Source organism: Shewanella fodinae (assembly GCF_014651955.1).
Taxonomy (GTDB): Bacteria; Pseudomonadota; Gammaproteobacteria; order Enterobacterales; family Shewanellaceae; genus Shewanella; species Shewanella fodinae.
On record NZ_BMXW01000002.1, the window covers coordinates 127,508 to 152,953 of the forward strand.

Here is a 25,446-nt window from a genome sequence, read left to right on the forward strand (position 1 = left end):
GCGCTATGTTATGACGTGGGGAGTTTTTGCCGCTGGTATAACGTCACCAACAGAAAAATACCGATGCCACTCAGTAATCCTACTAAATGAGCCTCTATTGCCACTCGCGCGCCAATCAGTTGCGTGACTTCTGCATTAGCGCCCATTGTTTGTTCCCATGTGACTTTTGCCATCACCCCCACAAGCAACAAATAACCGGAGCGCCAACCAATTTTGATATCGCTCAGCGCGCCGTAAGCAAATAATCCGTGTAGCACGCCGCTGAGACCAACATAGGCACTCAGCGTTGGGAACGCAATCCAAAGACCCAATCCTTCGGTGATGCATAACGTGAGTAACAGCCAGGCCAGATGTCTGTTGCCATAGTGGATGCGGTGGATAAAAACCACCACCCAGAATCCAGCCAAATTCATCAGCAGATGCCAGTGATTGGTGTGTATCAGGTTACCCGTCAATAATCGCCACCATTGGCCTTGTGCAATAAACTGACGCTGGTATTCCATGATGTCGGCGGCATCTGCCCATTGCAGCACACCGCAAAGCACACTAACCGTTAATACTGTCAGCCACGGAGAAACGCGCCAATTCATGCGTTTGGACTCTTGGCCGCCAATTGTTGCGCTATCGCTTCTTTATTGGCCAAGTATTCGTCCAGACCGTGCTGGCGTAGTTTACAAGCAGGACACTCGCCACACCCACGGCCTTCAATGCCGTTGTAACAGGTGAGCGTTTTATCCCGAACCAAGTCTAGCTTGCCGTACTTATCCGCCAACGCCCAGGTTTCAGCTTTACTCAGCCACATCAGCGGCGTCACTAATCGAAGCGGTCGATCCATTCCCTGAACTAACGCCGATTCCAGCGCTTTGACGAAGTCGTTTCGACAATCGGGATAGCCGGAATAGTCAGTTTCACATACCCCAGTAATGACTGCTTCAGCCCCCAGTTGATAGGCGTAAATTCCCGCTAGCGTCAAGAACAGGATGTTGCGTCCGGGGACGAAGGTATTCGGCAAGCCATTATCCATCAGTTCGGTAGAAACTGGGATACTATCGCGGGTGAGTGCCGATATTGCCAGTTCATTTAACAGGCTGACATCCATCACTTTATGGCTGGTTGCCCCCAGCTTGCTTGCCAGCATTCTAGCAATATCGATTTCATGAATATGGCGCTGACCATAATTAAAGGTTATCGCGTGGACTTCATCGTACTGGGTAAGGGCCTGTATGAGACACGTAGTAGAATCCTGACCACCACTGAACACCATAATGGCTTTACGCGGAGTTGTGGATTTAGGCTGTGTTATGCTCATTTTTAAATACACTCAAAAAAGAATGGCCACAGTTTACCCCAAAATATTGCAAATTCCTTAATGGCCAACATGTTTGCCATTCGCAGATGAATGCTATATAACAGCGCCCGCGATTGACCGACACCCACTCCGCGATTTTTGAGGCGCTTTTATGCTATATCCAGTCAATGAAGTATTTGAAACCATTCAAGGGGAAGGGGTCAATACGGGCTTGCCTTCCATTTTTGTCCGCTTGCAAGGGTGTCCGGTGGGCTGCCCTTGGTGCGATACTCGCCAAACTTGGGAACAGTTCCCCGAGAATGAAGTTACACCAGAGCAAGTATTACAGACGGACGGCAGTGTAGGGCGTTGGGCTTGGTATAATAGTGCAGCATTACTCGCAGCTTTTACTGCTAAAGCTTTTTCAGCCAAACATGTGGTATTAACCGGTGGCGAGCCTTGCTTGTTTGACCTCACAGAACTCACCCAAGCATTAAATCGCGCTGGTTATAGCACCCAGCTAGAAACCAGTGGCACCTTCGAGGTGAAGTGCAGTGACTCGACTTGGGTGACCGTATCACCAAAAATTGGCATGAAAGGTGGGCTGGCCGTCAAATCACAGGCACTAAAACGCGCTAATGAGATCAAACATCCGGTGGCAACCTCGACCCATATCGAGCAATTGGATGCCTTGCTTGCGGGCGTGGATTTGACGGGCAAAGTAGTATGCCTGCAGCCTATCAGTCAGAAATCCCATGCAACCGCTTTAGCGATTAAAGTCTGTATTGCTCGCAATTGGCGGCTTTCAGTACAAACCCATAAATATCTGCAAATAGATTAGCCTATTGGCATTACTGCAATGGCGATAATGTCGAGTTCTGCTTGAAAGTTGTTGGTAATGTTGCCAACTGGCAAGGATAAATGGTGGAGGGGGAAGGATTCGAACCTTCGAAGGCAGAGCCGTCAGATTTACAGTCTGATCCCTTTGGCCACTCGGGAACCCCTCCCCGAAAAATGAGCTACTTTTGTGATGAAAATGGTGGAGGGGGAAGGATTCGAACCTTCGAAGGCGGAGCCGTCAGATTTACAGTCTGATCCCTTTGGCCACTCGGGAACCCCTCCTCAACCTCACACAAAAGTGCTGATTGGCAGCGCAACATGGTGGAGGGGGAAGGATTCGAACCTTCGAAGGCGGAGCCGTCAGATTTACAGTCTGATCCCTTTGGCCACTCGGGAACCCCTCCTCAAATTGCGGCGGCAATAGTAGACAGAAAGCGTTTTTATGTAAAGCCCGATTTTGCAAAAACCACTAAAGTTAGTGGCAGTTCGGTCGATTAAATAACAACAGGTTGTTTAATCGATGTTTTTTTATGCAATCAAAGCCGATACTGCTTAACGAACTACAACTGGGGACCCGCCTCAACCATGCGGTTGAAGAAAATGCGCGCGGGGACTTTGGGCTATTATTGTCGATGCTGTCGCAGGATGCTCGCGATTGGCCGCAGTTTCATCTGCAGGATACCTTGGCAACTGACGAACGTCTGCGGCAGCAGTTTGAATTACCAACGCCACAACCATTGTTGGGGAATTTGAGTCAGCAGGCTGTAACGGATAATGCTCACTATTTTTTAAATGATGGCCCAGAAACATTTCGCCTAGCTGAAGTGTTACGTCCAGAACCGTTAGTGAGTCGCGGGAAATGGTCGTTAGATACCACCGAAGTGCTGGAAAACTGCAGTTTGTTGGAGCAGCGGCGTTTTAATGGCGAAACACTGCCCTTGCTGCCCGAAGCTCCCCAGTTGCCGGAATTAATTCTACAACAGCGCTTAGCGGTTGAACGGCAACAAGCTGCGTGAAATGAACCACAGAAATCCTCCTCATAACAGCCTATAATCGTTGAGTTATAGTGCATTCAGGAGATGCCTTATGAAAAGTATTAAAGAAGCACAAAGCGATCTGGTCAATGATACCTGTGCTGAATGCGGCAGTTTTGTGGACATTGGTGCCGTAGTCGAAGAAAGTGATGTACTGTTACAACTACCTTTTAGTGGGAACGCGGCTAAAGCCGATGCTGAGGCGCTGGCTGATAAGGCCAAAGCGCGATTTAATGATGTTATTGTGCGTTTAACAGAGCAAGATAATGTTTGGCTGTTGCAACTTGAGTTTGGCTGTAGTGCAGAGAAGATGATTTTTCAATTGCAAAATAGTTTGCCATAAGTGGCCGCCCGGGAAGTGTAAGTAAATATATATCGGTATTGCTGTGGTATTCTTAAATGTGTAATCTCAATGCGTGATAATTATAAAACAACAATTTAAGAATTTAAGTCTTGAAATCTGGCTGGATAAGAATGGGCGTTAATCGTGGGCAGTATTGGCGATTATTGGAGTCGCTGACAAATTCGACAGCAAAGCAACAGGGCGATTTTGCAGGTACTGCCGATTTGGCGACCAAGCTGCTCTGTGAGCATCTGCATATTGATCGCGCTAGTGTCTGGTCTTGGTCCAAGGATCAGCATATTCAATTTGAGACCGCCAGTTTTGGGGCGTCGGCAAGGCAAAAAACCGTTCGCCCATCCAATCTACTATCGCTACCAAATTACATCACCGAGCTTCACAACCATCTACACATTGCCGCCGCTGATGCAGCAGTAGATGAACGCCTAGCCGAATTGCACAATGATTATATTCTTCCCAATAACATTAAAAGTTCGTTGGAAGTGGCGGTTAGGATCAATGGTCATATAGAAGGTGTGCTGAGTCTTGAACGGTACGTCGAGTCTGGTCCTTGGAGTGATACCGAGGTGCATCTGGCTTGTCAGGTGGCAGATCAACTAGCGTTAACTCGGGCAACTAGTGACGCCTACTATAAAGATGAGATGTTAACGCTGTTTCAATCAGCGATTGAAAAATCAGCACAGATTACACTATTAATAAATCTACACACAGAAGCCATTGAGTATGTCAATGCTGCTCATGAAGTGATTACCGGTATCCCTCGTGAGAAACTGCTTGGACGCAACATCAAAGAACTAGCGTTTTTTCGGCAAACGCCGGAAGTTGCTCAAGATGTACTGAATAAGTTATGTCGCGGAGAAGTCGTTCGCAACGAAATCCTTTTACAACGCAAGAATGGCGAACAGTTCTGGTTGAAGTTCTATGCCAGTCAATTTGAGACTCGTCGAGGCAATCATTACGTATTGGTAACGGCTGAAGATCACACTGATGCTCGTTATCACCAAACTGAGCTGGAACATCTGGCGTGGCACTGTAACCTCACTGGTCTGTACAACCGCACTTATTTCAACCGTATGCTTGAGCGCACAACCAGCGGTTATCTGCTGTTGGTGAATTTGGTGGGATTCAAACGTTACAATGACACTTACGGTCATAGTAAGGGCGATGACTTGCTAGTGGAGATTGGTCGTCGTCTGCGACATTTTTGTGCTTTATATAGCGGCGCAGAAACTGCGCGAGTGGGTAATGATGAGTTCGGCTTATTATTGCCCGAATTAACACAAGAAGATCTGCAGTATTGCTACAGCCGCCTATATCAGCAGTTGAGCATGCCCATCTCTTTAGGGCGCGAATCTGTGGACGTTCGCCCGGCAGTTGCGATAGTGGCGATTGATGAAGTAGCTGAAACCGTGGCGCCGCTGACTTGCGCCGATATTGCGCTGCAATACGCCAAGAAAAAACAGGGCACCGCGATTCAGATCTTTAACAGTACCTTGCTTAAAGCCTTTAAGGATGATGCTGAAATTGAGCGGGATCTTAACGTAGCTATTCGTGGTCGTCAGTTTGAGCTGTATTATCAGCCATTGAAAGATCTGCAAAGCCAGACATACATTGGCGCCGAAGCCTTGATCCGTTGGCATCATCCTAAACGCGGTATTATGTATCCTGGAGCATTTATTGATATCGCCGAGCAGACGGGACTCATCAACAGTATAGGCAGTTGGGTTTTGGAGGCAGCCTGTAAGCAGTTGTATTTATGGCAGCATCGTAATATTGAAATGTCGATGCACGTCAACGTTTCGGCTCGGCAGTTTTTTGGTGGCAATCTGTATGAACAAGTATGGGATTTGTTGACTCGCTATCGTTTAAAGCCTAAAACGCTGATCCTGGAGATTACTGAAACGGAATTGATGGAAGATATCCGTTATGCCACCAACCTATGTCAAGAATTAGCAGATTTAGGCGTTGGCTTGGCAATTGACGATTTTGGTACAGGTTATAGTTCCATGCGTTACCTGAAGCAGTTTCCAATCAGCAAACTTAAAATTGACCGTTCCTTTATCTCGGATCTTAATATCAGCCGCCAGAGTCGGGAGATTGTCAGCGCTATCATTGCGATGGCAAAGGCGCTTAATATTTCATTGACGGCCGAAGGTGTGGAAACCCAAGAGCAAGAACAATTCCTCGCTGATAATTTATGCCATCAGGCTCAAGGTTTCTTGTATAGCCCGGCATTGCGGGAGGCTGATTTTGCCCGTTTTATTACGGCAGACAGCTCAGTACTACTTCACTAACCTGATGCAGCAGTGTTTGAATTTACGACCACTGCCGCAGATACACAGATCATTTCTTTTTGGCAATTGCACCTGATATTGTTCGCCCTCAGTATAAAACCATTGTCCATTCACCCACTGAAAATTAGATAGTTCGTAGATTGCATCTAAACCTGTGTCAGTCTCGAACCAGGCCTTAAAGAGCACTGTACCGTGATTCGCCTGTTGGCTACTCTCTAGCACCTGTAATGATAGCCAGCGCGGATGCGGTCCCTCGGCTAACACGGCTGCGGTTAATCCGTGGCGATAATCCGGATGGTGCGTGGCTTCAAGATAGTTGAAACAGCATAATACGAACGCAGAATAGCGCGAGCGCATTAGCGCTTCTGGTGTCGGTGCCGCACGTAATTGCTGGTGATATGGCGCACAGCAATTGCCATAGGTCGCGCCACTGCCACAAGGACAGGCATGTCCCATTGTTTGGGGCTGAACAATCATAACTATTACGGCTTTTTAGTCAGCGGTGTCAGATGATTGCCATAATATAGATTGGATTTGGGCGTCGCATCAAAAAAGTGTTTGGGATCTGCTCGGTTGCTGATGTCTACTTTCCATTGCCAGACACCTTGCGGATTTTTCTCGGCAACTGTGACCATTTTCCCCGCAAATTCACTCACCGGTTCTTCGGTTTCTGCTGGTGGGTAAAAACGCACCAGATAGTAGCAGACATCGGTTGCTGAGTTATCGTTAAGCAACCTTTTCACCAAACGAAAATCGACTTCAATATGGGCCTTACGTTTACGAATTCGCTCAAAGAATTTCTGATAAAGTTCAATGATGTTGGCTTTACCAGTAACGATCCCAATATTTTGTTGTTCCGGTATGTAAGTCGCGTCATCGGCATAGATAGTGACTAATCGTTGCGTATCCAGCGCGGCAAAAGCGGTGATAAATTGCTGATAATGTTGATTCAGGGCAACATCATCGGCATCATTGCCGGTGGCAGCCCATCCTGCCTTTGCTACAGACAGTAATAACGCCAGCGTTATCAGGATAATTCTCATCAGTTCTGTCTAATCAGGTGTAATGCGACTAACTATAATAGATGCCATGGTCGATCAGAAGATTGATTTCTTAACAAAGTGTGTAATCTAGACGTATTTGAAGGGCTATCTTTTGTTATGAATCAAAAAGATATGGATTTGTTTAGAGAGGAAATGGCAGATGTTGTGCCATTAAAACCAAGTCATAGTGTGCATTTGGTTGCACGCTTTTCTGTGTCAGAGGCACAACTGGCGCGTAACGCGGCGGCACAGAGCAGCGAATATCTGCAACGCCTGCCGTTAGAACTTGCCCGTATTCCCCCGGTAAAACCTGACGATATGCTTAGTTTCAAACGTGAAGGGGTGCAGGATGCGGTGTTTAAAAATTTGCGCTTAGGTAAATATAAGATTGCTGCCGAACTTGATGTTCATGGCATGAGTGTCCGTCAGGCACGCGACAGTCTGGTGGCTTTTATTTTACAAAGGTGCCAGCGCGGCGAGCGTTGTGTGTTGTTGATCCACGGTAAAGGCCATACTAATAAACCTTTTCCGGCAGTGATCAAATCCTGTGTAAATTATTGGCTGACACAACTGGACGAGGTGCTGGCATTTCATAGTGCCCAACGGGAGCAGGGGGGCTATGGCGCGCTATATGTCATGTTGCCAAAAAACGAGCAACAACGCCTGGAAAATCGTGAAACTAACCGCCGAGGCGGTCATCTGCGCTAGTGAAAAGGCTTCGGGTTAGCTCTTGCTATTTCTAAAACTATTGTGGCGATGCGTTTTCGTTTGACATCAGTGAATCCAACAATTATTTTAAACGAGTGTTTAAAATAATCTGGGGGATGGAATGGCCAATCGCTTTGATACCAAAACTCGCATTCTCGATGCGGCTGAAAGGCTGTTTGCAGAACGCGGGTTTTCGGAAACCTCTTTGCGGCTGATCACCAGCAAGGCTGAAGTTAACCTAGCTTCGGTCAATTATCATTTTGGTTCAAAGAAAGAACTGATCCGTGCGGTATTGGCTCGTTATCTTGATGTCTTTATGCCTGCAGCTTCGCAGGCAATTAATACTCAGCGTAAGTTGGAACAACAGGCAACACTGGAGCAGATCTTCTCTTCATTGGTCGGGCCGTTACTCAAACTGAACCAGTTATGCCCAGACGGTACCCGTACCTTTCTGCAGTTATTGGGGCGCGGCTATATTGAAAGTCAGGGGCACTTACGTTGGTTTATCACCTCTCACTACGGTGAACATCTACAGACATTTGTGCGTGCGGTGACCGAAAGTGTTCCTGAAATACCCGCTGCTGACATTTTCTGGCGCTTGCATTTCACCCTAGGAACTGTGGTGTTTACCATGGCATCCGCGGATGCGCTGATGGAGATTGCGGCGGCTGATTTTGCTGAACAAAATGATATCGCAGCGGTTATTCGCAAAGTTATTCCTTATATCTCAGCCGGTGTGGCTGTGTCCGGTAAATAGCGCAAGGATAATGTTATGACGATTCTGCTACTGCTTATTTTGGTACTGGTCGCGTTGTTTTTTGTCCGCGATGTACGCATGCAGTTTGTAACCAAGCCCGTACTCGCATTTTTTAGAAAAGTGTTGCCGCCGTTGTCTGATACTGAACGCCAAGCGATGGAGGCGGGCGATGTTTGGTGGGAAGCTGAACTGTTCCGTGGTAAGCCTAACTGGGACAAATTGCACGATTATGGTAAGCCGACCCTCTCCTCTGAAGAAAAGGCCTTTATTGATAATCAGGTAATGACGGCGCTGACCATGATTGATGATTATGACATCGTTAATCAGCGGCGTGATTTGCCACCAGAACTCTGGGATTATTTCAAACGCGAAGGTTTCTTTGCGCTGATTATCCCTAAAAAATATGGTGGTAAAGGGTTTTCCGCTTACGCTAACTCCACTATTGTCAGCAAAATTGCCAGTCGTAGTCTCAGCGCTGCGGTCACTGTTATGGTGCCAAATTCTCTGGGCCCGGGTGAATTGCTGACGCATTACGGCACGCAAGAGCAAAAGGAGCACTGGTTACCCGCATTGGCAAAAGGGGATGAAATCCCATGTTTTGCACTGACTGGTCCCGAAGCTGGTTCTGATGCTGGTGCCATTCCAGACGAGGGCATTGTTTGCCGTGGTAAGCATAATGGCGAAGAGGTATTAGGCCTTAAGCTTACCTGGAACAAACGCTATATCACCTTGGCTCCGGTTGCCACTGTGCTTGGACTGGCATTTAAAATGAAAGATCCTCAGGGTCTATTAGGGGAAACTGCCGATCTAGGAATTACCTGTGCCCTGATCCCCACTAAACATAAAGGGGTAAAAATTGGGCGCCGCCATGACCCACTGCACATGGCATTTATGAATGGTACCACCCAGGGCAAGGATGTTTTCATTCCTCTCGACTGGATTATCGGTGGGCCACAATATGCCGGTAAAGGTTGGCGTATGTTGGTTGAGTGTTTATCCGCTGGCCGTGGCATTTCTTTGCCAGCGCTCGCTACGGCATCAGGCCATCTGGCAACCAAAACAACCACCGCTTATGCCTATATCCGCAAACAATTTGGACTGTCTATTGGTCAGTTTGAAGGGGTGCAGGAGGCTCTAGCCCGAATTATCGCCAACACTTACCAGCTTGAAGCAGCTAGGCGTTTGACCACCACCGGGATTGACTTGAAGGTGAAACCGTCGGTGGTAACCGCGATTGCCAAGTACCATATGACTGAGTTGGGGCGTCAGGTGATGAATGATGCGATGGATATTCAGTCAGGCAAAGGGATCCAGATGGGGCCTAAAAATTATCTGGCTCATGGCTATATGGCAAATCCCATCTCCATCACTGTTGAAGGGGCCAATATTCTAACCCGCAGTCTGATGATCTTTGGTCAGGGGGCAACACGTTGTCATCCTTATGTGTTGTCGGAAATGGAAGCCGCCGGAATGAGTGATGAAGCCGAAGCGCTTAATCGTTTTGATTCACTGCTGACCGGACATATTGGTTACGCGTTGCGTAATGCTTTTGCCAGTATTGGGCATGCCCTGAGTGGTAGTTATTTTGCGTCAGCGCCGGTCAGTGGTGATACCCGTATCTATTATAAGCAGATGTCACGTATGTCGGCGGCACTGGCATTTATGACCGATATTGCCATGTTGGTGCTAGGGGGAGATCTCAAACGAAAAGAGATGCTTTCTGCCCGATTGGGAGACGTGTTGAGCCAGCTGTATCTGGGGTCAGCAACGCTGAAATTATTCGAGGATCACGGTCGGCAATTTGATGAGCTGCCAGTGGTAAAACATGCGATGGAAACCCGTTTGCAGTTGGCTGCCGATGCCCTCGAAGGGGCCATCCGTAATTTCCCAAATAAACCCCTGTCTTGGATAATGCGAGTAATGGTGTTTCCTTTTGGTAATTGGTTTAAAGGCCCAAGTGACAAGCTAAGCAGCAAGGTCGCCAGTAGCCTGCAAAAACCTTCGCCAGTACGCGAACGATTGACGTTCCTGTGTCCGGCATTTAGCGGTGATAAAAGTGGTGTTGCTGAGGTGGAAGCAGCATTCCAAGCGGTTTATCAGTGCCGCGAAATCAACGCTAAAATTCGCGATGCGCAGAAACAGGGGATCCTAGCTAGACAGCTGCCGTTTGAGGACTTGTGTAATAGTGCCTTGGAGAAAGGTGTTATCAATGCGGATGAAAAATCGCGGTTACTCGCAGCGGACAAGCTGCGGATTGATGCTATCAATGTGGATGACTTTGCCAAGCTGTAGGCATGAGTAAGTAACGTCGGGGATTTATCAAAAAAGGTACGCCATCGCGTACCTTTTTTACGTCTAGAGGGCTAGGGCACTATCAGTACCTTACAGGTGTTGGTGCCACCAATAGTCTCCATCACGTCACCCTTGGTCATTAGTACCATATCACCGCTGTGGATGTAGCCTTTGTCTCGCAAACATTCCAAAGCCGCCTGAGCCAGAAAATCCGGCGCATGTACCGCAGAATCAAATGCAACAGGGTAAACGCCCCGATATAGTGCCATCGCCGCTAAAGTACGTTGATGACGTGCTAATGCAAATATCGGTAATGCACTACTGATGCGTGACATCAGCTTAGGTGTTGCACCAGATTCTGTCAGTGCCACAATAGCTTTAACTGCTTGCAGATGGTTGGCGGCATACATAGTGGCCAACGCAATCGTTTCCTCAACAGTACTAAAGCTTTGATCTAATCTGTGCTTAGATACTCGGATACTCGGATGTGCTTCAGCGCCCAGACAAACGCGTGCCATCGCCGCTACGGTTTCTTCTGGATAACTGCCGGCGGCAGTTTCTGCTGAGAGCATCACCGCATCAGTACCATCCAACACGGCATTGGCAACATCCATGACCTCGGCGCGCGTTGGCATTGGGTTAGTGATCATCGACTCCATCATCTGTGTTGCGGTAATCACAATTTTATTTAACTGACGTGAGCGGCTGATAAGCTTCTTCTGCACCGCAACCAATGCAGGATCGCCAATTTCTACCCCCAGATCGCCGCGCGCTACCATGACCGCATCGGATGCATTGATAATATCGTCAATGGCTTCATCTGAGGCCACCGCTTCGGCGCGCTCAACCTTGGCGACAATCAATGCATTACTACCGGCTTCCTGTGCTAGTCTGCGGGCATACTCCAGATCGGCACCTGAGCGTGGAAACGAAACCGCCAGGTAGTCGACTTGTATTTGAGCGGCAGTGATGATGTCACGTTTATCTTTATCTGTCAGGGCTGCGGCAGATAGTCCTCCACCTTTTTTATTGATGCCTTTATTATTGGAGAGCGGACCGGCCACCGTGACTTTAGTATGGACTTTACGTCCGGCAACCTGAGTGACCTGCAGTTGCACCCGGCCATCATCCAGCATCAGAATGTCGCCAACATGCACATCGTCTGGTAGCTCTTTATAATCAATGCCCACCTGATTGACATCACCTTCGCCTTTTGCCAGCTCGGCATCCAGTATGAAATCCTGACCAAGTGTCAGCAGGACTTTATTTTCTCGGAAAGTAGAAACGCGAATTTTTGGCCCTTGGAGATCGCCGAGAATAGCAATTTGTACACCCAGTTCTTTGGCTATATTACGGGCATCGGTTGCGCGTTTGATGTGGTCTTCTGCGGAGCCGTGAGAAAAATTCAGGCGCACAACATTAGCACCTGCAGCAATGATGCGGCGCAAATTATCATCACGATCGGTTGCTGGCCCAAGAGTTGTTACGATTTTGGTTCTGCGAAACATGGTGTTTATACCCCATTAAGTTTGCATATGATCTGGCTATATCTTATCAGAGTTACCTTGGTTTTGTAGGAAAGTTACAAACAAAAAAGTGTCGCTAGGATGTTTAATTTTTGTGAGTTTAGACAAAATAGCATAAAAAATAAGCGACTGATGTGCATCAGTCGCTTATTCAGAGTAACCCAGATGTTGTTACATCACGTCTGTTTTTTCTACGCGAGATTCTTTTAGGACTTCTTTCACCCGTTTCAGACTTTCGCGGAAACGGGGACCGCGGCGCAGTGTAAAACCGGTAGCAAGCACGTCAATAATCACCAACTGTGCCAGCCGAGAAGCCATTGGCAGATACATGTCGGTATCTTCAGGGACTTCCATGGTGACGGGCAGGGTACATTCGCGCGATAACGGAGAATTACGGGCGGTGATCGCAATGACTGCGGCGCCATTTTCTTTCGCCAGCCGAGCAATATCCAATAGGGATTTGGTGCGCCCAGTGTGAGAGATCAACACTACCACGTCGCCTTCATCACTGTTAATGCAGCTCATCCGTTGCATTAACACATCATCGAAACATACAACAGGTACATTGAAGCGGAAAAACTTGTTTTGGGCATCATGAGCAACGGCTGCCGAGGCCCCTAGCCCAAAAAACGAGATTTTTTTGGCTTGAGTTAACACATCGACAGCCCGGTTGATGGCTAAGGGATCGACACTTTGCCGGGCAGTGTCAAGTGCGGCCATTGAAGATTCAAAGATCTTGTTGGTGTAGGAGTCAGGGGAATCATCTTCTTCCACATGCCGACTGACATAGGGCGTACCATTAGCCAAACTTTGTGCCAGATGTAATTTAAAATCTGGGAATCCTTTAGTGTCTAGCCGACGGCAGAAGCGGTTAACCGTGGGTTCGCTCACATCGGCCATTTTCGCGAGAGTTGCTATGCTGGAATGGATGGCCGTTTGCGGAGATGCCAGAATAACCTCTGCGACTTTACGCTCAGATTTGCTGAAATGAGGCAGGTTCTTTTGAACCTTTTCTAAAGTATTCATATGTTATTAAGTCCGCTAGCCCATTGGTTATGTAATTTTATTAGCTTCTTTGCTGTAAGTATTTCGATATTTAGCATCAGTCTAATGTCACATGCTGTTGTCGGTTAAGGCAACGTTAACCTGCTTAAACGCCGACTGTTGTAGGGTTTGTAACTTTGTCAGCATAACAGATTTATGACATAGCTGACTAGCGATATAGCCGTAATTTGTGGCTAAATAACAGATGCGGCCTGATGTTTTTGTTGTTATATTACAACAAAATTGTATATCGATTTCCTCATACGTGGTTTAAGCTTGGATCTGTTAAAGTGAAAGCCACCCTCATTGAAAGGAGAGAGTTTAGCGATGGGCAAATCATCATCCGAGACCAAAGCTTGCGATTTTGTACTCTTTGGCACTAAAGGAGACCTGGCCCGGCGCAAATTGTTGCCATCCCTGTATCAACTCGATAAGGCCAATTTGCTGCACCAAGACACTCGCATCATTGGCGTTGCCAAAGATGCTTTCACTCAGGAAGAATTTCTGGAACGTGTTACCCAGTCCATCAACAAATTTGTGAAGGAAGACGTTTGTCAGCAAACACTGCAGCGTTTTTTGGCGCGTTGCCACTATATTGGCACCAATTTTACTGATGTTGATGGTTATGCGGCTTTTCATGACATCCTCGATAGCCAAAACCGCGTAATGGTGAATTACTTTGCTACACCGCCGGCAATTTTTGGTGATATCTGCCGTTGCCTGCATGAGCAGGGATTGATTAATGCCGAAACTCGGGTGGTATTGGAAAAACCCATTGGTTCCGATCTGGCCTCGTCCAAAGTCATTAACGATCAGGTATCGGCATATTTTGCGGAACGCCAAGTTTATCGTATCGACCATTATTTGGGTAAAGAAACGGTACAAAACCTGATTGCGCTGCGTTTTGCCAATTCACTGTTTGCCTCAAAATGGGATAACCGCACCATAGATCATGTGCAGATAACGGTAGCGGAAGAAGTAGGGATTGAAGGTCGTTGGGGCTATTTTGATAAAGCGGGACAGATGCGCGATATGATCCAGAACCATCTGTTGCAAGTGCTGACATTGATTGCCATGGACCCTCCGGTAAACCTCGACGCGGACAGTATCCGTGACGAAAAGGTGAAAGTGTTGAAGTCGCTGCGTCCTATCACAATGGACAATGTGTTTGAAAATACTGTTCGCGGACAATATTCGGCAGGATTCCTTAAAGGCTCACCAGTTCCAGGTTATTTGGAAGAAGAGGGCGCAAACGTTGAATCTAATACCGAGACGTTTGTCGCGCTACGGGTGGATATCGACAACTGGCGTTGGGCTGGTGTGCCATTTTATCTGCGCAGCGGTAAACGTATGCCGTTCAAAAGTTCTGAAATTGTTATCTATTTTAAGAATCCCCCGCACAATCTTTACCGTTCCAGCTATCGTAATTTGCCACCTAATAAGTTGACTATTCGCCTGCAACCGCATGAAGGGGTGGAAATTCAGATGATGAATAAGGTGCCTGGGCTGGAGCAGAAACAACGGCTGCAAACCACGAAACTGGACTTAAGTTTTTCTGATACCTTCAAGAACGAACGTATTCCCGATGCCTATGAACGGTTATTGCTGGAGGCGATGTCGGGGAATCAGGCATTGTTTGTGCGCCGTGATGAGGTCGAACAGGCGTGGATCTGGGTAGACGGTATCATTCAGTCGTGGGAACAGAGCAATGAAAAGCCAAAACCTTACCCTGCCGGTACCTGGGGGCCGGTGGCTTCGGTGGCACTGATCACTAAAGACGGGCGTTCTTGGGATGAATAAGGAGGCCGTATGCTGAAAGAAACAGTGTTCAAATCTTTTGATTCAAAAGAACAACTGGAACAGCAACTTGCCGAGCGCATTGCCGTTGGACTGCAGGAAGCCATCGATAATCGCGGCAAGGCGAGCTTGGTGGTTTCTGGCGGTTCCACACCGCTAGGGTTGTTTGAAAAGCTCAGCCGTAAAGTGTTGGATTGGAGCGAAGTGTTTGTGACCTTAGCGGATGAACGCTGGGTGGATAACGCAAGTGCTGATTCCAATGAACATTTGGTGCGTCAGCATTTGTTACAACATCATGCTGCAAGTGCCAAATTTCGCGGCCTGAAGAATATGTTTGCCACCGCAGCGGCGGGGGTCGCGATGACTACCGAACAACTGGCCAATATTCCGCGTCCGTTTGATGTGGTGGTCCTAGGCATGGGTAACGATGGACACACTTGCTCTTGGTTCCCCTGCGCACCCGCAGCCGAGCTACAGCACGCGTTGACTACAGACGCATTACTGTGTGCCATGCATCCCCAAACAGCGCCTCATGCGCGAATTACTTTGAGTCGACATGCGGTGCTCGGTAGTCGCCAGATATATCTGCATCTGGTAGGTCAGCAAAAATTGGATGTTTACCATCGGGCGCTTGCTGCAGACGATATCATGGAGATGCCCGTCAGAGCGGTCCTGTCCCAACATAAAATTCCTGTGGATGTGTACTGGGCCGCATAAGGAGAAGTTATGAATCCGACCGTTAAGGCCGTTACCGAACGGATAATCGCCCGTAGCAAGGCTACTCGGAAAAAATACCTAGCCGCAATTCAAGAAGCAAAAGCTGATGGGGTTTATCGCGCCAGTTTGGGATGCGGTAACTTGGCTCACGGCTTTGCCGCCTGTCAAACCGACGATAAGCAGTCTCTTCGGCAACTTACCAAAGCCAATATTGGGATTGTCACAGCATACAACGATATGCTGTCGGCGCATCAGCCTTATGAGCATTATCCACAAATTCTGCGTGACGCCTGTCACCAGGTTGGTAGCGTAGCGCAGGTTGCTGCCGGGGTTCCGGCAATGTGTGACGGTGTCACCCAAGGGCAACCGGGCATGGAGCTGAGCCTTATCAGTCGCGAAGTCATTGCGATGGCGACAGCGGTTGGGTTGTCACACAACATGTTTGACGGTGCCTTGTTATTGGGCATTTGTGACAAGATTGTTCCCGGGTTATTGATTGGTGCATTGAGCTTCGGCCATTTGCCGATGTTGTTTGTCCCCGCCGGGCCCATGCGTTCAGGGATACCCAATAAAGAAAAGGCGAGGATAAGACAGAAATTCGCTCAGGGCTTGGTCAGTCGAGAAACATTGCTGGAAGCGGAATCTAAGTCCTACCACAGCGCAGGTACATGTACGTTCTACGGCACCGCGAACAGCAATCAGTTGGTACTGGAAGTGATGGGATTGCAGTTACCCGGTTCTTCTTTTGTGAACCCAGATGACCCACTACGACTGGCGTTGACCCAAGCTGCCGCCAAGCAAGTTTGCCGTTTAACGGCCTTGGGAACGCAATATACACCTATAGGCGAACTGGTGTGTGAAAAGTCTATTGTTAACGGTGTTGTGGCGCTGTTGGCGACTGGCGGCTCTACCAACCTGACGATTCATCTGGTGGCTGCCGCGAGAGCCGCTGGCATTATTATCAACTGGGATGACTTCGCTGAGTTATCTGATGTGGTGCCGTTGCTGGCAAAAGTGTACCCCAACGGTCAAGCCGATATTAATCATTTCCACGCGGCAGGCGGCATGGCGCTATTAATAAAGCAATTATTGGCAGCCGGATTATTGCATGAAGACGTCAATACCGTCGCGGGTTTTGGGCTCTCGCGTTATACCCAGGAACCTAAGCTACTTGCCGAAGGGTTAACTTGGGTTGATGGGCCGGTAACCAGTTTGGATCCAGACGTGCTGACTTCTGTTGATAAACCATTCCAGCACAACGGCGGGCTTAAACTGCTCACCGGAAATTTGGGACGAGCGGTCATGAAAATCTCTGCGGTGGGAGAAACTCACCGTATCGTTGAGGCCGAAGCGGTCGTGATAGACGAGCAACATAAACTCAATGAGTTATTCAGCAGTGGTCAACTTAATCGGGACTGCGTGGTGGTCGTCAAAGGCCAAGGGCCAAAGGCTAATGGGATGCCGGAGCTACATAAACTAACGCCACTGCTGGGATCGTTGCAGGATCAAGGCTACCACGTTGCTTTGGTGACAGACGGGCGGATGTCAGGCGCTTCCGGTAAAGTGCCAGCGGCGATTCATCTGTCTCCAGAAGCATTGGATGGCGGACTTATTGCCAAAGTGCGCAATGGTGACCGTATCCGGGTTGATGCGGTAAAAGGGGAAATTTCACTGTTAGTTCCAGACGCTGAGCTGGCTGCCCGCAACGCTGAAGCGGTACCGCTGCGGCAAGTGCGTTATGGCATGGGACGGGAATTATTTACTGCGCTACGGGCAAACTTCAGCAGTCCTGAAACAGGTGCCCGTAGCACTAGCGCCATTGACGATTTTTATTAACCATTTTAGGAGCCGTAACATGACACAGAACAACTGGTCGTTGCAGCCAGAAGCGATTTTTGCGCTGAGCCCGATCATTCCTGTAATGGTTATCAATAAAATTGAACAGGCAGTTCCTTTGGCTAAAGCCTTAGTTGCTGGTGGAGTTAGTGTCCTTGAGGTGACACTGAGAACATCCTGTGCGTTAGATGCTATCAAAAAAATTGCGGCAGAAGTGCCAGAAGCGGTGGTCGGTGCAGGCACAATTCTCAATGAAAGGATGCTGCGCGATGCTGAAGCCGCTGGTGCACAGTTTGCTATCACTCCCGGAGCGACAGAAGCATTGCTGAAAGCCGGTAAAGCTGGGCGTATTCCGTTAATTCCTGGTGTTGCCAGCATTTCAGAAATCATGGAAGGGCTCAGCGAGGATTATCGTTACTTTAAGTTTTTCCCTGCAGAAGCTTCTGGTGGTGTAAAGGCATTAAAAGCCTTTGCTGGTCCGCTGGCGGATGTGCATTTTTGCCCAACTGGCGGTATCACCCCGGAAAACTACCGTGATTATTTGGCACTGCCTAATGTGGATTGCATTGGCGGCAGTTGGGTAGCACCGATTAGTGCCATGGATAATGGTGACTGGGACCAGATAACACAGTTGTGCCAGCAAGCGCTCAATGGTATTTAAGCTAAGTACAGGTACACAATAATCAAAAAGGCCACTTAAATATTAAGTGGCCTTTAATGGGATTGATGCTGTCAGTTTTTTTTCTGATCGTTATCTTGTTTGTCTGCTACATCTTTGTTTTTATCGGCCGGTTTCTGTGGCTGACCAAAGGGCGGCAGTTTAAACTTTGAACTATATTTCAACACTGCCAGATTGCTGAATACGACACCAATCACCAGTAATATAATCAGCCACACTTCCCAGTCAGACATAAGTCACCCAACCTATCTACTTAATCTACGGCGAGACGCTGTTCACAACGGCGGATATCTTCTGGTGTGTCAACTTCCGGTGAATCGAAGGCACTGATGGCAATTTTAATTGGATATCCATACTCCAGTGCTCGCAGTTGTTCCAGTTTTTCCAAGTTTTCCAATCGACCCATTGGTAACTTGGCAAAGGTTTCGACAAAGCGCCGAGTATAAGCATAAACGCCTAAGTGTTTATATACAGGATATTCTTGTACATCGCGGCCAAAGGGAATGCAGGCTCTGGAAAAATATAAGGCAAAGTTATTGTTATCAAATACCATTTTGACGTGTTTAGGGTCATCCAGCTCGACTGGGTCAGTGATTTGATAGGCGAGGGTCGCCATTTCAAATTCACCGGGATGACGTTTAAACAGGTCAACCATCTGTTCAATAGAGATGGGATCAATCAGTGGCTGATCACCTTGCAGATTGATAACCAAATCATCATCAGCCAACCCCAACTGCGTAATGGCGTCATTGATGCGATCAGTGCCAGAGGCCGCAGCAGGATCGGTCATAATCACCTGGCCACCGAAGCTTTCTACCGCCTGTTTGATACGTTCATCGTCGGTTGCTACGTAGATATTATCGATTCCTTTCGCCAGCAATGCCCGTTCATATACGCGCTGGATCATCGGCTTGCCGTTAATCGGTGCCAAAGGTTTGCCGGCAAAACGGCTGGAACCATAACGTGCAGGGATTAACAGGGTAACATTCATTGAAAATACCTATAAATAAATGACAGGGTCCATAACGGACCCTGAGGAGTTAAAGAATAACGACTATCAAGCTTAGATGCGACGGAATAGCTTGGTCAACATCTCATCGGTGACTTTTTCCTGCCAGCTATCACCGTAAACGTTCGCCCACAATGGCCCCATGCTCTTGGTGACTTTCACCATGGCGGCGATGGTTTCATCAGGCAGATCCTTACAAATATTCTGTGGTAACTGAATATTGTGCTGCTTCATCATGCCGCGGAATTCATCCATATATTCAGGGTAGAATTCATCTAATACATTGAACGCAATGCAGTTACCAATACCGTGATGGTAACCCAGAACATAGGCCAGACCATAGGACACAGCATGGCAGGCACCCACTTGGCTATACGCAATGCTCATACCGCCCATGAATGAAGCCATCATCAGCTTGTCATCTTTGTTCGGGTCATTTTCAATGAATACTTCACGGCATAGCTCCAGTGATTTTTCGGCATAGGCGCGGGAGAATTCGTTGAGGAAGGTGCCTTCTAGAGATTCGACACAGTGGATCCAGCAGTCCATACCGGTGTAGAACCACTGATCAGTTGGTACGCCAGCGATCAACTCAGAGTCCATAATGATCTGGTTGAATACGGTGTAATCTGAGTTCAACCCCAACTTGCGTTCTGGGCCACACAGCACTGCAGTGCGTGATGCTTCTGCGCCAGTACCAGAGATAGTTGGAATACCAATGTGGTGAACTGCGGGGTTCTTAATCAGATCCCAGCCTTGATATTTAGCAGAGCCACCTTCGTTGGTCAGCATCAGTGATACGGCTTTGGCCAGATCCATAGTGGCGCCACCACCAATACCGACAACGCTGACCGGCAGTTTGTTAGAAAACTGCTGAACCTGTTCAGTCAAGCCATCTACCTGCACAGTGGTTGGTTCATCAGTCACATCAACCCATAACAGAATGTCTTGCGCTTTTACTGGCAGACGGCTTTCCAATGGTTTGCCCTGGTGTACATTGTCCACGACAAATACCACGAAATCATCAGCGTGTTTACGTTCGGCGGCCAGCACTTCGTCTAACTGTGCGAAAGAACCACGACCGAAAATCATTTTGGGGACAACTTGGAAATTCTTAAATTTCATAGCTACTTGCTCCTGGGAAATTATTGGGCAAACGCCTTTTTGATATTGACAATACGATCAGCAATCTGTGCGTCAGTCCAGGACAGCTTAATCGCCATGGAGATGGTCCTGCTCATGATATCGTCAGATTTTGGCACAGATACTTTAGTGTAATCCGGCCGGTCTGCAATTAATGTGATCGGCAGGGCGGCAGCACTGTGCATATGCTGGATATGTTGCCAGTTTTTCAGGTAATGCCAATTATTGACATACCAGTAGAAACAGCCGTCAACACCGTTAGCGGCCAATTTTTTGCTGATCTCCTGGGTACGGGCTTCAGTCGGCAGCATAAAACTCAGGAAGCTGGCATTATCGCCGGCTTCATCAGGGATCTCGCGGAAGCTTACTTCGGCAATATCGGCCATCGCATCTTTCAGCAATTTTTTGTTTTTGCGCTGGATATCGATAATGGTGTCCAGTTTTCGCAGTTGTGCTAGACCTAATGCCGCATTCATTTCGCTGATACGGAAATTCAGCCCCATGATGGGATGGGTTTCAGCGCCACGGTCATTACCGATATGGTCATGGCCGTGATCGGAAAACATATGCGCGTTTTTATAGATTTCGTCGTTATTGCTGATAACGGCGCCACCTTCACCACAAGTAATGGTTTTTACTGAGTCAAAAGAGTAACAGCCGACATCACCGATAGCGCCCAGTGCTTTACCATGATAACTACCGCCGATAGCCTGACAGGCATCTTCCAGCAATACTAGATTGTGTTTGTCACAGATGGCCTTAATCTGATCAATCTTCCCCATAGAACCGCACATATGTACTAGATTCACGGCTTTAGTCCGTGGCGTGATAGCGGCTTCAATGCCTTCTGGCGACAAACACAGTGTCTCATCAATTTCAGCAAACACAGGAACCGCGCCCGCCAGCACCAGCGCTTCTACAGAAGCAACAAAGGTGAATGGCGGTACGATGACTTCATCACCAGCACCGATGCCAGCAGCGGCCAGTGCGGTCTGCAGTGCTGCAGTGCCACTAGACAATAGATGTGCATGTTTGACACCCATTTTTTCGCACAGCAGCTGCTCCATCTCGCGGGTCTTCCAGCGACCGTTACGCATCTGGTCAAAGTTGTAACGGAAGGTAAAACCGTGCTCCATCACATCTGCCACTTCCTGTTTTTCTTCAGGACCGAATAATTCAAAACCGGGCATGGGAAGTTATCTCCTAGGATAAAAATTGTGCTCTTGAGATCTGCCAGTAGTGGCATTCAGGCCGGATTTTCGGACGGAGCCTCACGGCGGCGGGCGGAAATGCCGGGGTGACCGCAATGAGCACCCGTTTAGATTGGCGAATTATACCGAGCACGCCTTCAGACTGCGATGTTTTATTAAGGAAAATTTCCTTCGTGTGCTTAAATTTGCGGCAATGGCGACAATCTTTCAGGTAAAAAGACGGGGACCTACGTCCCCTGTGTCTGATTTACTTTTTCAGCGGATGTTCTGCCAACCACTGTTGACCGTCAATGGTCACATCCAAATCCGTTAGGAGGCCATTCTCGATACTGTAGAGCCAGCCATGCACTGCCAGTTCCTGTCCACGTTCCCACGCATCCTGCACGATAGAGGTACTGACAACATTGGCCACCTGTTCCATTACGTTCAGTTCGCACAGCCGATCATAACGCGCTTGCTCGTCCAACGAATCCAGTTCCTGTTGATGCAGACGATAGATGTCGCGAATATGGCCTAGCCAGTTATCGATAAGCCCTTGGCGTTGTGTTGACATAGAGGCTTTCACGCCGCCGCAGCCATAGTGACCAACTACCATAATATGTTTCACTTTTAGCACGTCAACGGCGTACTGAATGACGGACAGACAATTGAGATCGGTATGGATAACCAGATTGGCAATATTACGATGAACAAATACTTCCCCCGGCATCAGATCGATGATCTGATTCGAGGGCACACGGCTGTCTGCACAACCGATCCACAAAAATTCTGGGGTTTGTTGTTTAGCCAGGGTTTCAAAAAAATGAGGATTCTCGTCATTGATACGTTCCGCCCAGCGACGGTTATTATCAAACAGGGGTTTAAGTAATCTCATTGGTGTTATTAGCTCTTGGTTGTCTAGGACGTGGTGTCCTTGTGTTACTGATATTACCAGAAGCAGAACAGCGTCTGGTCTATCCATTGAACCATAGGTTGCCGCCAGCAGCATTACGGCCAATAGTTTGTTTTCAATTAGTTGCAGTTGGCTGTTGGTATTGGTGCTACGGTTTTCACATAACGTGTTACTAATGCCGGTAGTTGTTCAAGTATCGGACCTTTAAGACAGATATTACTGTTAGCCAATATATCGGCCAACTGCGTTACGTCATACTGACATCGCAGTTGTTCGGCCAGAGGATAGTAGCTGTAGTGCCACAATTCGGGGCTTGTACCACTCATGCCTGCCTGAAACGGCCGATAAAAACCGTAATCTGCGGCATTAGCTGCTAACCATTGATGTAAGTAAAAACAAGGACCGTCGGCCTGATATTCGACATTCACTAGCTGCAATTGTTGGCGTTGTATGGCTCTATCATCAAACAGATCCAGATCTGTCCCCCAATGATGGCGGGAAGTGCCGGGCAGGGCAGACCACAATAACAGAGTATGCAGCAGCGCGTTTTCATCCATTGATTGCCTATCGCTAATAGGGCGGGAGTTGCAGTCCAACAATGGACGTTGACCACTGGCCTTTGCATCCCAAAGTTGCTGTTGGCGCGAAAAGCTGCGATAGGCCGAACAGATAGCAATACTGATCCCGTCAGCGGCAGCCGCTTGCTGCATTTGGGTAAAAGCTTGTGCCGTTTGCGTTTCCAGTAAAAACTGCCGTTGATCGCGGCTCTGAAGCGTTACCAGTCCAGTGTCATCGAGACCATAAAGGCGCTTTTCAGACATGTTCAACACAATAACTTTTCCAATATCCGCTGATAGCACTGCGCCAATAACTCTAAATCGGCCACGCTAACGCATTCGTTGACTTTATGAATGGTGGCATTTACCGGCCCCAATTCAATCACTTGCGCACCGGTCGGAGCGATAAAGCGGCCATCTGACGTTCCACCGGATGTTTGCGCATCGGTCTGGATGCCAGTAGTTTCCAGAATTGCTGCTTGGGTCGCCTCCAATAATGGCCCTGTGTCCGTCAAAAAAGGCAAGCCGTTGTATATCCAGCTGATGTCATAATCCAACCCATGTACATCCAGAATATGTTGCACTTTGGCGATGAGTTCATCAGCGGTAACTTCGGTAGAATAACGGAAGTTAAACATGACCTGCAGTTCCCCTGGGATCACATTGGATGCGCCAGTACCTCCGTTAATATTGGCAATCTGAAAGCTGGTTGGCGGGAAGAAGGCATTGCCGTTATCCCACTGAGTAGCGGCCAACGCTGCTAATGCTGGCGCGGCCTTGTGAATAGGATTATCGGCCAGATGCGGATACGCCACATGTCCTTGAATTCCATTAACCGTCAGGTTACCGGTAAGGCTGCCGCGACGGCCATTTTTGACAACATCGCCCAGTTTATGGGTACTGGATGGCTCACCGACGAGGGCCCAGGTGATTTTTTCGTTACGGGCTTCGAGGGTATCAATCACTCGAGTGGTACCGTTAATAAACGGCCCTTCTTCATCACTGGTGATGAGAAAAGCAATCGATCCTGAATGCGTGGGATGCTCGGCCACAAAGCGCTCGGTGGCAACTATCATGGCTGCCAGCGACCCTTTCATGTCGGCGGCTCCGCGACCATGCAGATATCCGTCTATCACCACAGGCTCAAATGGCGGGGTATGCCAGCGATTGGCATCTCCTACCGGGACAACATCAGTGTGACCCGCAAAACAGAATAGCGGTCCCTGACTACCGCGGCGCGACCAGAGATTAGTGGTGTCGTCAAACACCATGGATTCATTAATAAATCCCAGTTTCGCTAGCCGTTCGGCCAGCAACTGTTGACACCCCTCGTCCAGCGGCGTTACCGATGGACGAGAGATCAACTGTTGTGCCAAAGCCAGAACTTCGTTGCTCATAGTCCAAACCACTCCCGGTAAGCTGTCTCATTAAATCCCGCCATCACCTGTGTTCCCCGTTGGAGAACCGGACGTTTGATGAGTGTCGGATTTGCCAACATGAGCTGTCTGGCTTTTTCGGTATCCAACTGCTGTTTATCTTCATCGGCTAAGGTGCGAAAGCTGGTTGAGCGTTTATTTAGCAGTGCTTCCCAGCCGATGGCCTCAATCCAGCTATCGAGCGTGGCTGGCGGTAACGGTTGTTCTCGGTAATCAAAAAAACTGACTTGTAGGTGGTTGGCTTCCAGCCATTGCAGTGTTTTTTTTACTGTGTCGCATACTTTGGGCGATATGCCATATAGAGTGGATGTCATAAGTGTCAGGTGTGATATAGACGGCACGCTGGTGCCGTGAGTATAAAAAAATGTGATACGGATCACCAGACCAAACAGTCCAGATCCCGAGAAATCTCAGCAGGTCAGAGTTCTACGGTGAAGATCACGTCTTTACCAGCCGTTACACTACCTTGGCGTTTTTCGAGAAAACGCACATCTTCCATATTCGCCAGCACTACCGGCGTTAATAGGCTGCTGACCTGGCCCTGCAGGTATTCCAGGTCGAACTCCAGAATATGATCACCAGCTTTCACTTGTTGGCCTTCCTGCGCCAGGCGCTTAAAGCCCTTACCTCGAAGTTCGATAGTGCCTACGCCAAAATGTACGAACAGTTCCAATCCTTGCGGTGACTCAATGCTAAAGGCATGATTTGTCTCAAATATTTTGCCAACAGTACCATCTATTGGTGCCAGCATATACTGTCCGGCAGGGGAGATAGCGATACCATCACCGACAATTTTTTCCGAAAAAACCACATCCGGCACTTTTTCAATCGGTACTATTTCACCGGAAATAGGAGCATAGACCTTGATACCACCTTCGATGTTGGGTTGACCTGAAACCAGGCGCCGGACGCGGCTTAAAAATCCCATGGGTTAACTGTCCTTAATAAGGGTGATTCTGTAGTTGCTTCCTGTTCGGCCATG

General features: G+C 48.3%; 26 protein-coding genes and 3 tRNA genes. 11 read left to right on the top strand and 18 right to left on the bottom strand.

Going from position 1 to position 25,446, the window contains the following annotated elements:
* Positions 1-8: 8 nt before the first annotated feature.
* Positions 9-590 carry a rhombosortase gene (rrtA, locus tag IE064_RS02755; RefSeq protein WP_189616203.1) on the bottom strand — a complete coding sequence of 194 codons (582 nt, stop codon included), beginning with the start codon at positions 588-590 and terminating at the stop codon, positions 9-11.
* Positions 587-1,309: a 7-cyano-7-deazaguanine synthase QueC gene (gene queC / locus IE064_RS02760; protein WP_189616205.1), complete on the bottom strand. Its 723-nt coding sequence runs from the start codon at positions 1,307-1,309 to the stop codon at positions 587-589. Before queC ends, rrtA begins: the two co-directional genes overlap by 4 nt.
* A 151-nt stretch (positions 1,310-1,460) precedes the next feature.
* On the opposite strand from queC, the gene queE reads away from it, so the two are divergent.
* Entirely contained in the window at positions 1,461-2,129 is a 669-nt protein-coding gene (queE, locus tag IE064_RS02765; protein ID WP_189616207.1) for a 7-carboxy-7-deazaguanine synthase QueE, read from the top strand.
* 81 nt (positions 2,130-2,210) lie between these two features.
* On the opposite strand, the gene IE064_RS02770 is transcribed toward queE, so the two are convergent.
* The 3 genes from IE064_RS02770 to IE064_RS02780 form a co-directional block, all read right to left on the bottom strand.
* A tRNA-Tyr gene (locus IE064_RS02770) sits at positions 2,211-2,295 on the bottom strand.
* Between the two features lie 30 nt (positions 2,296-2,325).
* Positions 2,326-2,410: transfer RNA gene (locus IE064_RS02775), tRNA-Tyr, on the bottom strand.
* Positions 2,411-2,447: 37 nt separating this feature from the next.
* Positions 2,448-2,532: transfer RNA gene (locus tag IE064_RS02780), tRNA-Tyr, on the bottom strand.
* A 126-nt stretch (positions 2,533-2,658) separates the two neighbouring features.
* Here IE064_RS02780 and IE064_RS02785 point away from each other — a divergent pair.
* From IE064_RS02785 to IE064_RS02795, 3 genes are all read left to right on the top strand, one after another.
* Positions 2,659-3,144: a VC2046/SO_2500 family protein gene (locus IE064_RS02785; protein ID WP_189616209.1), complete on the top strand. Its 486-nt coding sequence runs from the start codon at positions 2,659-2,661 to the stop codon at positions 3,142-3,144.
* 70 nt (positions 3,145-3,214) lie between these two features.
* On the top strand, positions 3,215-3,505 hold the full coding sequence (locus IE064_RS02790) for a DUF406 family protein (RefSeq protein ID WP_189616211.1): 291 nt from the start codon (positions 3,215-3,217) through the stop codon (positions 3,503-3,505).
* A gap of 131 nt (positions 3,506-3,636) precedes the next feature.
* Positions 3,637-5,817 (top strand): putative bifunctional diguanylate cyclase/phosphodiesterase, encoded by a 2,181-nt coding sequence (locus tag IE064_RS02795; protein WP_189616212.1) that lies wholly within the window; start codon positions 3,637-3,639, stop codon positions 5,815-5,817.
* On the opposite strand, the gene IE064_RS02800 is transcribed toward IE064_RS02795, so the two are convergent.
* Entirely contained in the window at positions 5,806-6,294 is a 489-nt protein-coding gene (locus IE064_RS02800) for a YchJ family protein (RefSeq protein ID WP_229799840.1), read from the bottom strand. The two genes, IE064_RS02795 and IE064_RS02800, sit on opposite strands and share 12 nt — an antisense overlap.
* 5 nt (positions 6,295-6,299) lie before the next feature.
* On the bottom strand, positions 6,300-6,860 hold the full coding sequence (locus IE064_RS02805; protein ID WP_189616215.1) for a YybH family protein: 561 nt from the start codon (positions 6,858-6,860) through the stop codon (positions 6,300-6,302).
* Between the two features lie 117 nt (positions 6,861-6,977).
* Here IE064_RS02805 and smrA point away from each other — a divergent pair, with 117 nt between their 5' ends.
* The 3 genes from smrA to IE064_RS02820 all read left to right on the top strand — a co-directional run bounded on the left by smrA (position 6,978) and on the right by IE064_RS02820 (position 10,617).
* Positions 6,978-7,568 (top strand): DNA endonuclease SmrA, encoded by a 591-nt coding sequence (smrA, locus tag IE064_RS02810; protein WP_189616217.1) that lies wholly within the window; start codon positions 6,978-6,980, stop codon positions 7,566-7,568.
* Positions 7,569-7,689: 121 nt separating this feature from the next.
* Entirely contained in the window at positions 7,690-8,325 is a 636-nt protein-coding gene (gene psrA / locus IE064_RS02815; RefSeq protein WP_133040037.1) for a TetR family transcriptional repressor PsrA, read from the top strand.
* A gap of 15 nt (positions 8,326-8,340) precedes the next feature.
* Entirely contained in the window at positions 8,341-10,617 is a 2,277-nt protein-coding gene (locus tag IE064_RS02820) for an acyl-CoA dehydrogenase (protein ID WP_189616218.1), read from the top strand.
* Between the two features lie 71 nt (positions 10,618-10,688).
* Here IE064_RS02820 and pyk read toward each other — a convergent pair whose 3' ends face one another.
* Together pyk and IE064_RS02830 are read right to left on the bottom strand one after the other, a co-directional pair.
* Entirely contained in the window at positions 10,689-12,125 is a 1,437-nt protein-coding gene (pyk, locus tag IE064_RS02825; RefSeq protein ID WP_189616220.1) for a pyruvate kinase, read from the bottom strand.
* 189 nt (positions 12,126-12,314) lie between these two features.
* Positions 12,315-13,169, bottom strand: coding sequence for a MurR/RpiR family transcriptional regulator (locus IE064_RS02830; protein ID WP_133040034.1), 855 nt, complete (start codon positions 13,167-13,169; stop codon positions 12,315-12,317).
* Between the two features lie 345 nt (positions 13,170-13,514).
* On the opposite strand from IE064_RS02830, the gene zwf reads away from it, so the two are divergent.
* From zwf to IE064_RS02850, 4 genes are read left to right on the top strand one after another with little or no spacing between them, the layout of a single operon-like run.
* A complete protein-coding gene (gene zwf, locus IE064_RS02835) occupies positions 13,515-14,987 on the top strand; it encodes a glucose-6-phosphate dehydrogenase (protein WP_133040033.1) in 1,473 nt (490 codons plus the stop codon).
* Between the two features lie 9 nt (positions 14,988-14,996).
* Positions 14,997-15,701, top strand: a complete 705-nt coding sequence (gene pgl, locus IE064_RS02840) for a 6-phosphogluconolactonase (protein ID WP_189616223.1) — start codon at positions 14,997-14,999, stop codon at positions 15,699-15,701.
* 9 nt (positions 15,702-15,710) lie between these two features.
* Positions 15,711-17,537 (top strand): phosphogluconate dehydratase, encoded by a 1,827-nt coding sequence (gene edd, locus IE064_RS02845; RefSeq protein WP_189616225.1) that lies wholly within the window; start codon positions 15,711-15,713, stop codon positions 17,535-17,537.
* Positions 17,538-17,556: 19 nt separating this feature from the next.
* Entirely contained in the window at positions 17,557-18,198 is a 642-nt protein-coding gene (locus IE064_RS02850; RefSeq protein ID WP_189616227.1) for a bifunctional 4-hydroxy-2-oxoglutarate aldolase/2-dehydro-3-deoxy-phosphogluconate aldolase, read from the top strand.
* A 71-nt stretch (positions 18,199-18,269) separates the two neighbouring features.
* Here the strand turns inward: IE064_RS02850 and IE064_RS02855 are convergent, their stop codons facing one another.
* The 9 genes from IE064_RS02855 to crr all read right to left on the bottom strand — a co-directional run bounded on the left by IE064_RS02855 (position 18,270) and on the right by crr (position 25,392).
* On the bottom strand, positions 18,270-18,449 hold the full coding sequence (locus tag IE064_RS02855) for a DUF2897 family protein (RefSeq protein WP_189616229.1): 180 nt from the start codon (positions 18,447-18,449) through the stop codon (positions 18,270-18,272).
* Between the two features lie 20 nt (positions 18,450-18,469).
* Positions 18,470-19,207 carry a 3-deoxy-manno-octulosonate cytidylyltransferase gene (kdsB, locus tag IE064_RS02860; RefSeq protein ID WP_189616231.1) on the bottom strand — a complete coding sequence of 246 codons (738 nt, stop codon included), beginning with the start codon at positions 19,205-19,207 and terminating at the stop codon, positions 18,470-18,472.
* Between the two features lie 72 nt (positions 19,208-19,279).
* Complete coding sequence (gene kdnB / locus IE064_RS02865) at positions 19,280-20,350, bottom strand: 3-deoxy-alpha-D-manno-octulosonate 8-oxidase KdnB (RefSeq protein WP_189616233.1); 1,071 nt, start codon at positions 20,348-20,350, stop codon at positions 19,280-19,282.
* A 20-nt stretch (positions 20,351-20,370) separates the two neighbouring features.
* Complete coding sequence (gene kdnA, locus IE064_RS02870) at positions 20,371-21,558, bottom strand: 8-amino-3,8-dideoxy-alpha-D-manno-octulosonate transaminase KdnA (protein WP_189616236.1); 1,188 nt, start codon at positions 21,556-21,558, stop codon at positions 20,371-20,373.
* Between the two features lie 268 nt (positions 21,559-21,826).
* Positions 21,827-22,453, bottom strand: a complete 627-nt coding sequence (can, locus tag IE064_RS02875) for a carbonate dehydratase (RefSeq protein WP_133039460.1) — start codon at positions 22,451-22,453, stop codon at positions 21,827-21,829.
* A gap of 137 nt (positions 22,454-22,590) precedes the next feature.
* Positions 22,591-23,292 (bottom strand): M15 family metallopeptidase, encoded by a 702-nt coding sequence (locus IE064_RS02880; protein ID WP_189616581.1) that lies wholly within the window; start codon positions 23,290-23,292, stop codon positions 22,591-22,593.
* 2 nt (positions 23,293-23,294) lie between these two features.
* Positions 23,295-24,425: a succinyl-diaminopimelate desuccinylase gene (gene dapE / locus IE064_RS02885; protein ID WP_189616238.1), complete on the bottom strand. Its 1,131-nt coding sequence runs from the start codon at positions 24,423-24,425 to the stop codon at positions 23,295-23,297.
* The gene (locus IE064_RS02890; RefSeq protein ID WP_189616240.1) at positions 24,422-24,778 is read right to left on the bottom strand and encodes an arsenate reductase; all 357 of its coding nucleotides are present in this window, start codon (positions 24,776-24,778) and stop codon (positions 24,422-24,424) included. Before IE064_RS02890 ends, dapE begins: the two co-directional genes overlap by 4 nt.
* 104 nt (positions 24,779-24,882) lie before the next feature.
* Positions 24,883-25,392 (bottom strand): PTS glucose transporter subunit IIA, encoded by a 510-nt coding sequence (crr, locus tag IE064_RS02895; protein ID WP_133039464.1) that lies wholly within the window; start codon positions 25,390-25,392, stop codon positions 24,883-24,885.
* Between the last annotated feature and the right edge of the window lie 54 nt (positions 25,393-25,446).

What these genes read in the sequence shown, in the direction of transcription:
- IE064_RS02855 (WP_189616229.1), bottom strand. Translation starts at nt 18,449, where the DNA reads ATGTCTGACTGGGAAGTGTGGCTGATTATATTACTGGTGATTGGTGTC.
- kdnB (WP_189616233.1), bottom strand. Translation starts at nt 20,350, where the DNA reads ATGAAATTTAAGAATTTCCAAGTTGTCCCCAAAATGATTTTCGGTCGT.
- pyk (WP_189616220.1), bottom strand. Translation starts at nt 12,125, where the DNA reads ATGTTTCGCAGAACCAAAATCGTAACAACTCTTGGGCCAGCAACCGAT.
- IE064_RS02890 (WP_189616240.1), bottom strand. Translation starts at nt 24,778, where the DNA reads ATGACATCCACTCTATATGGCATATCGCCCAAAGTATGCGACACAGTA.
- pgl (WP_189616223.1), top strand. Translation starts at nt 14,997, where the DNA reads ATGCTGAAAGAAACAGTGTTCAAATCTTTTGATTCAAAAGAACAACTG.
- crr (WP_133039464.1), bottom strand. Translation starts at nt 25,392, where the DNA reads ATGGGATTTTTAAGCCGCGTCCGGCGCCTGGTTTCAGGTCAACCCAAC.
- IE064_RS02800 (WP_229799840.1), bottom strand. Translation starts at nt 6,294, where the DNA reads ATGATTGTTCAGCCCCAAACAATGGGACATGCCTGTCCTTGTGGCAGT.
- can (WP_133039460.1), bottom strand. Translation starts at nt 22,453, where the DNA reads ATGAGATTACTTAAACCCCTGTTTGATAATAACCGTCGCTGGGCGGAA.
- queC (WP_189616205.1), bottom strand. Translation starts at nt 1,309, where the DNA reads ATGAGCATAACACAGCCTAAATCCACAACTCCGCGTAAAGCCATTATG.
- zwf (WP_133040033.1), top strand. Translation starts at nt 13,515, where the DNA reads ATGGGCAAATCATCATCCGAGACCAAAGCTTGCGATTTTGTACTCTTT.
- kdnA (WP_189616236.1), bottom strand. Translation starts at nt 21,558, where the DNA reads ATGCCCGGTTTTGAATTATTCGGTCCTGAAGAAAAACAGGAAGTGGCA.
- psrA (WP_133040037.1), top strand. Translation starts at nt 7,690, where the DNA reads ATGGCCAATCGCTTTGATACCAAAACTCGCATTCTCGATGCGGCTGAA.
- kdsB (WP_189616231.1), bottom strand. Translation starts at nt 19,207, where the DNA reads ATGAATGTTACCCTGTTAATCCCTGCACGTTATGGTTCCAGCCGTTTT.
- IE064_RS02790 (WP_189616211.1), top strand. Translation starts at nt 3,215, where the DNA reads ATGAAAAGTATTAAAGAAGCACAAAGCGATCTGGTCAATGATACCTGT.
- edd (WP_189616225.1), top strand. Translation starts at nt 15,711, where the DNA reads ATGAATCCGACCGTTAAGGCCGTTACCGAACGGATAATCGCCCGTAGC.
- rrtA (WP_189616203.1), bottom strand. Translation starts at nt 590, where the DNA reads ATGAATTGGCGCGTTTCTCCGTGGCTGACAGTATTAACGGTTAGTGTG.
- IE064_RS02830 (WP_133040034.1), bottom strand. Translation starts at nt 13,169, where the DNA reads ATGAATACTTTAGAAAAGGTTCAAAAGAACCTGCCTCATTTCAGCAAA.
- smrA (WP_189616217.1), top strand. Translation starts at nt 6,978, where the DNA reads ATGAATCAAAAAGATATGGATTTGTTTAGAGAGGAAATGGCAGATGTT.
- IE064_RS02820 (WP_189616218.1), top strand. Translation starts at nt 8,341, where the DNA reads ATGACGATTCTGCTACTGCTTATTTTGGTACTGGTCGCGTTGTTTTTT.
- dapE (WP_189616238.1), bottom strand. Translation starts at nt 24,425, where the DNA reads ATGAGCAACGAAGTTCTGGCTTTGGCACAACAGTTGATCTCTCGTCCA.
- IE064_RS02880 (WP_189616581.1), bottom strand. Translation starts at nt 23,292, where the DNA reads ATGTCTGAAAAGCGCCTTTATGGTCTCGATGACACTGGACTGGTAACG.
- queE (WP_189616207.1), top strand. Translation starts at nt 1,461, where the DNA reads ATGCTATATCCAGTCAATGAAGTATTTGAAACCATTCAAGGGGAAGGG.
- IE064_RS02805 (WP_189616215.1), bottom strand. Translation starts at nt 6,860, where the DNA reads ATGAGAATTATCCTGATAACGCTGGCGTTATTACTGTCTGTAGCAAAG.
- IE064_RS02850 (WP_189616227.1), top strand. Translation starts at nt 17,557, where the DNA reads ATGACACAGAACAACTGGTCGTTGCAGCCAGAAGCGATTTTTGCGCTG.
- IE064_RS02785 (WP_189616209.1), top strand. Translation starts at nt 2,659, where the DNA reads ATGCAATCAAAGCCGATACTGCTTAACGAACTACAACTGGGGACCCGC.
- IE064_RS02795 (WP_189616212.1), top strand. Translation starts at nt 3,637, where the DNA reads ATGGGCGTTAATCGTGGGCAGTATTGGCGATTATTGGAGTCGCTGACA.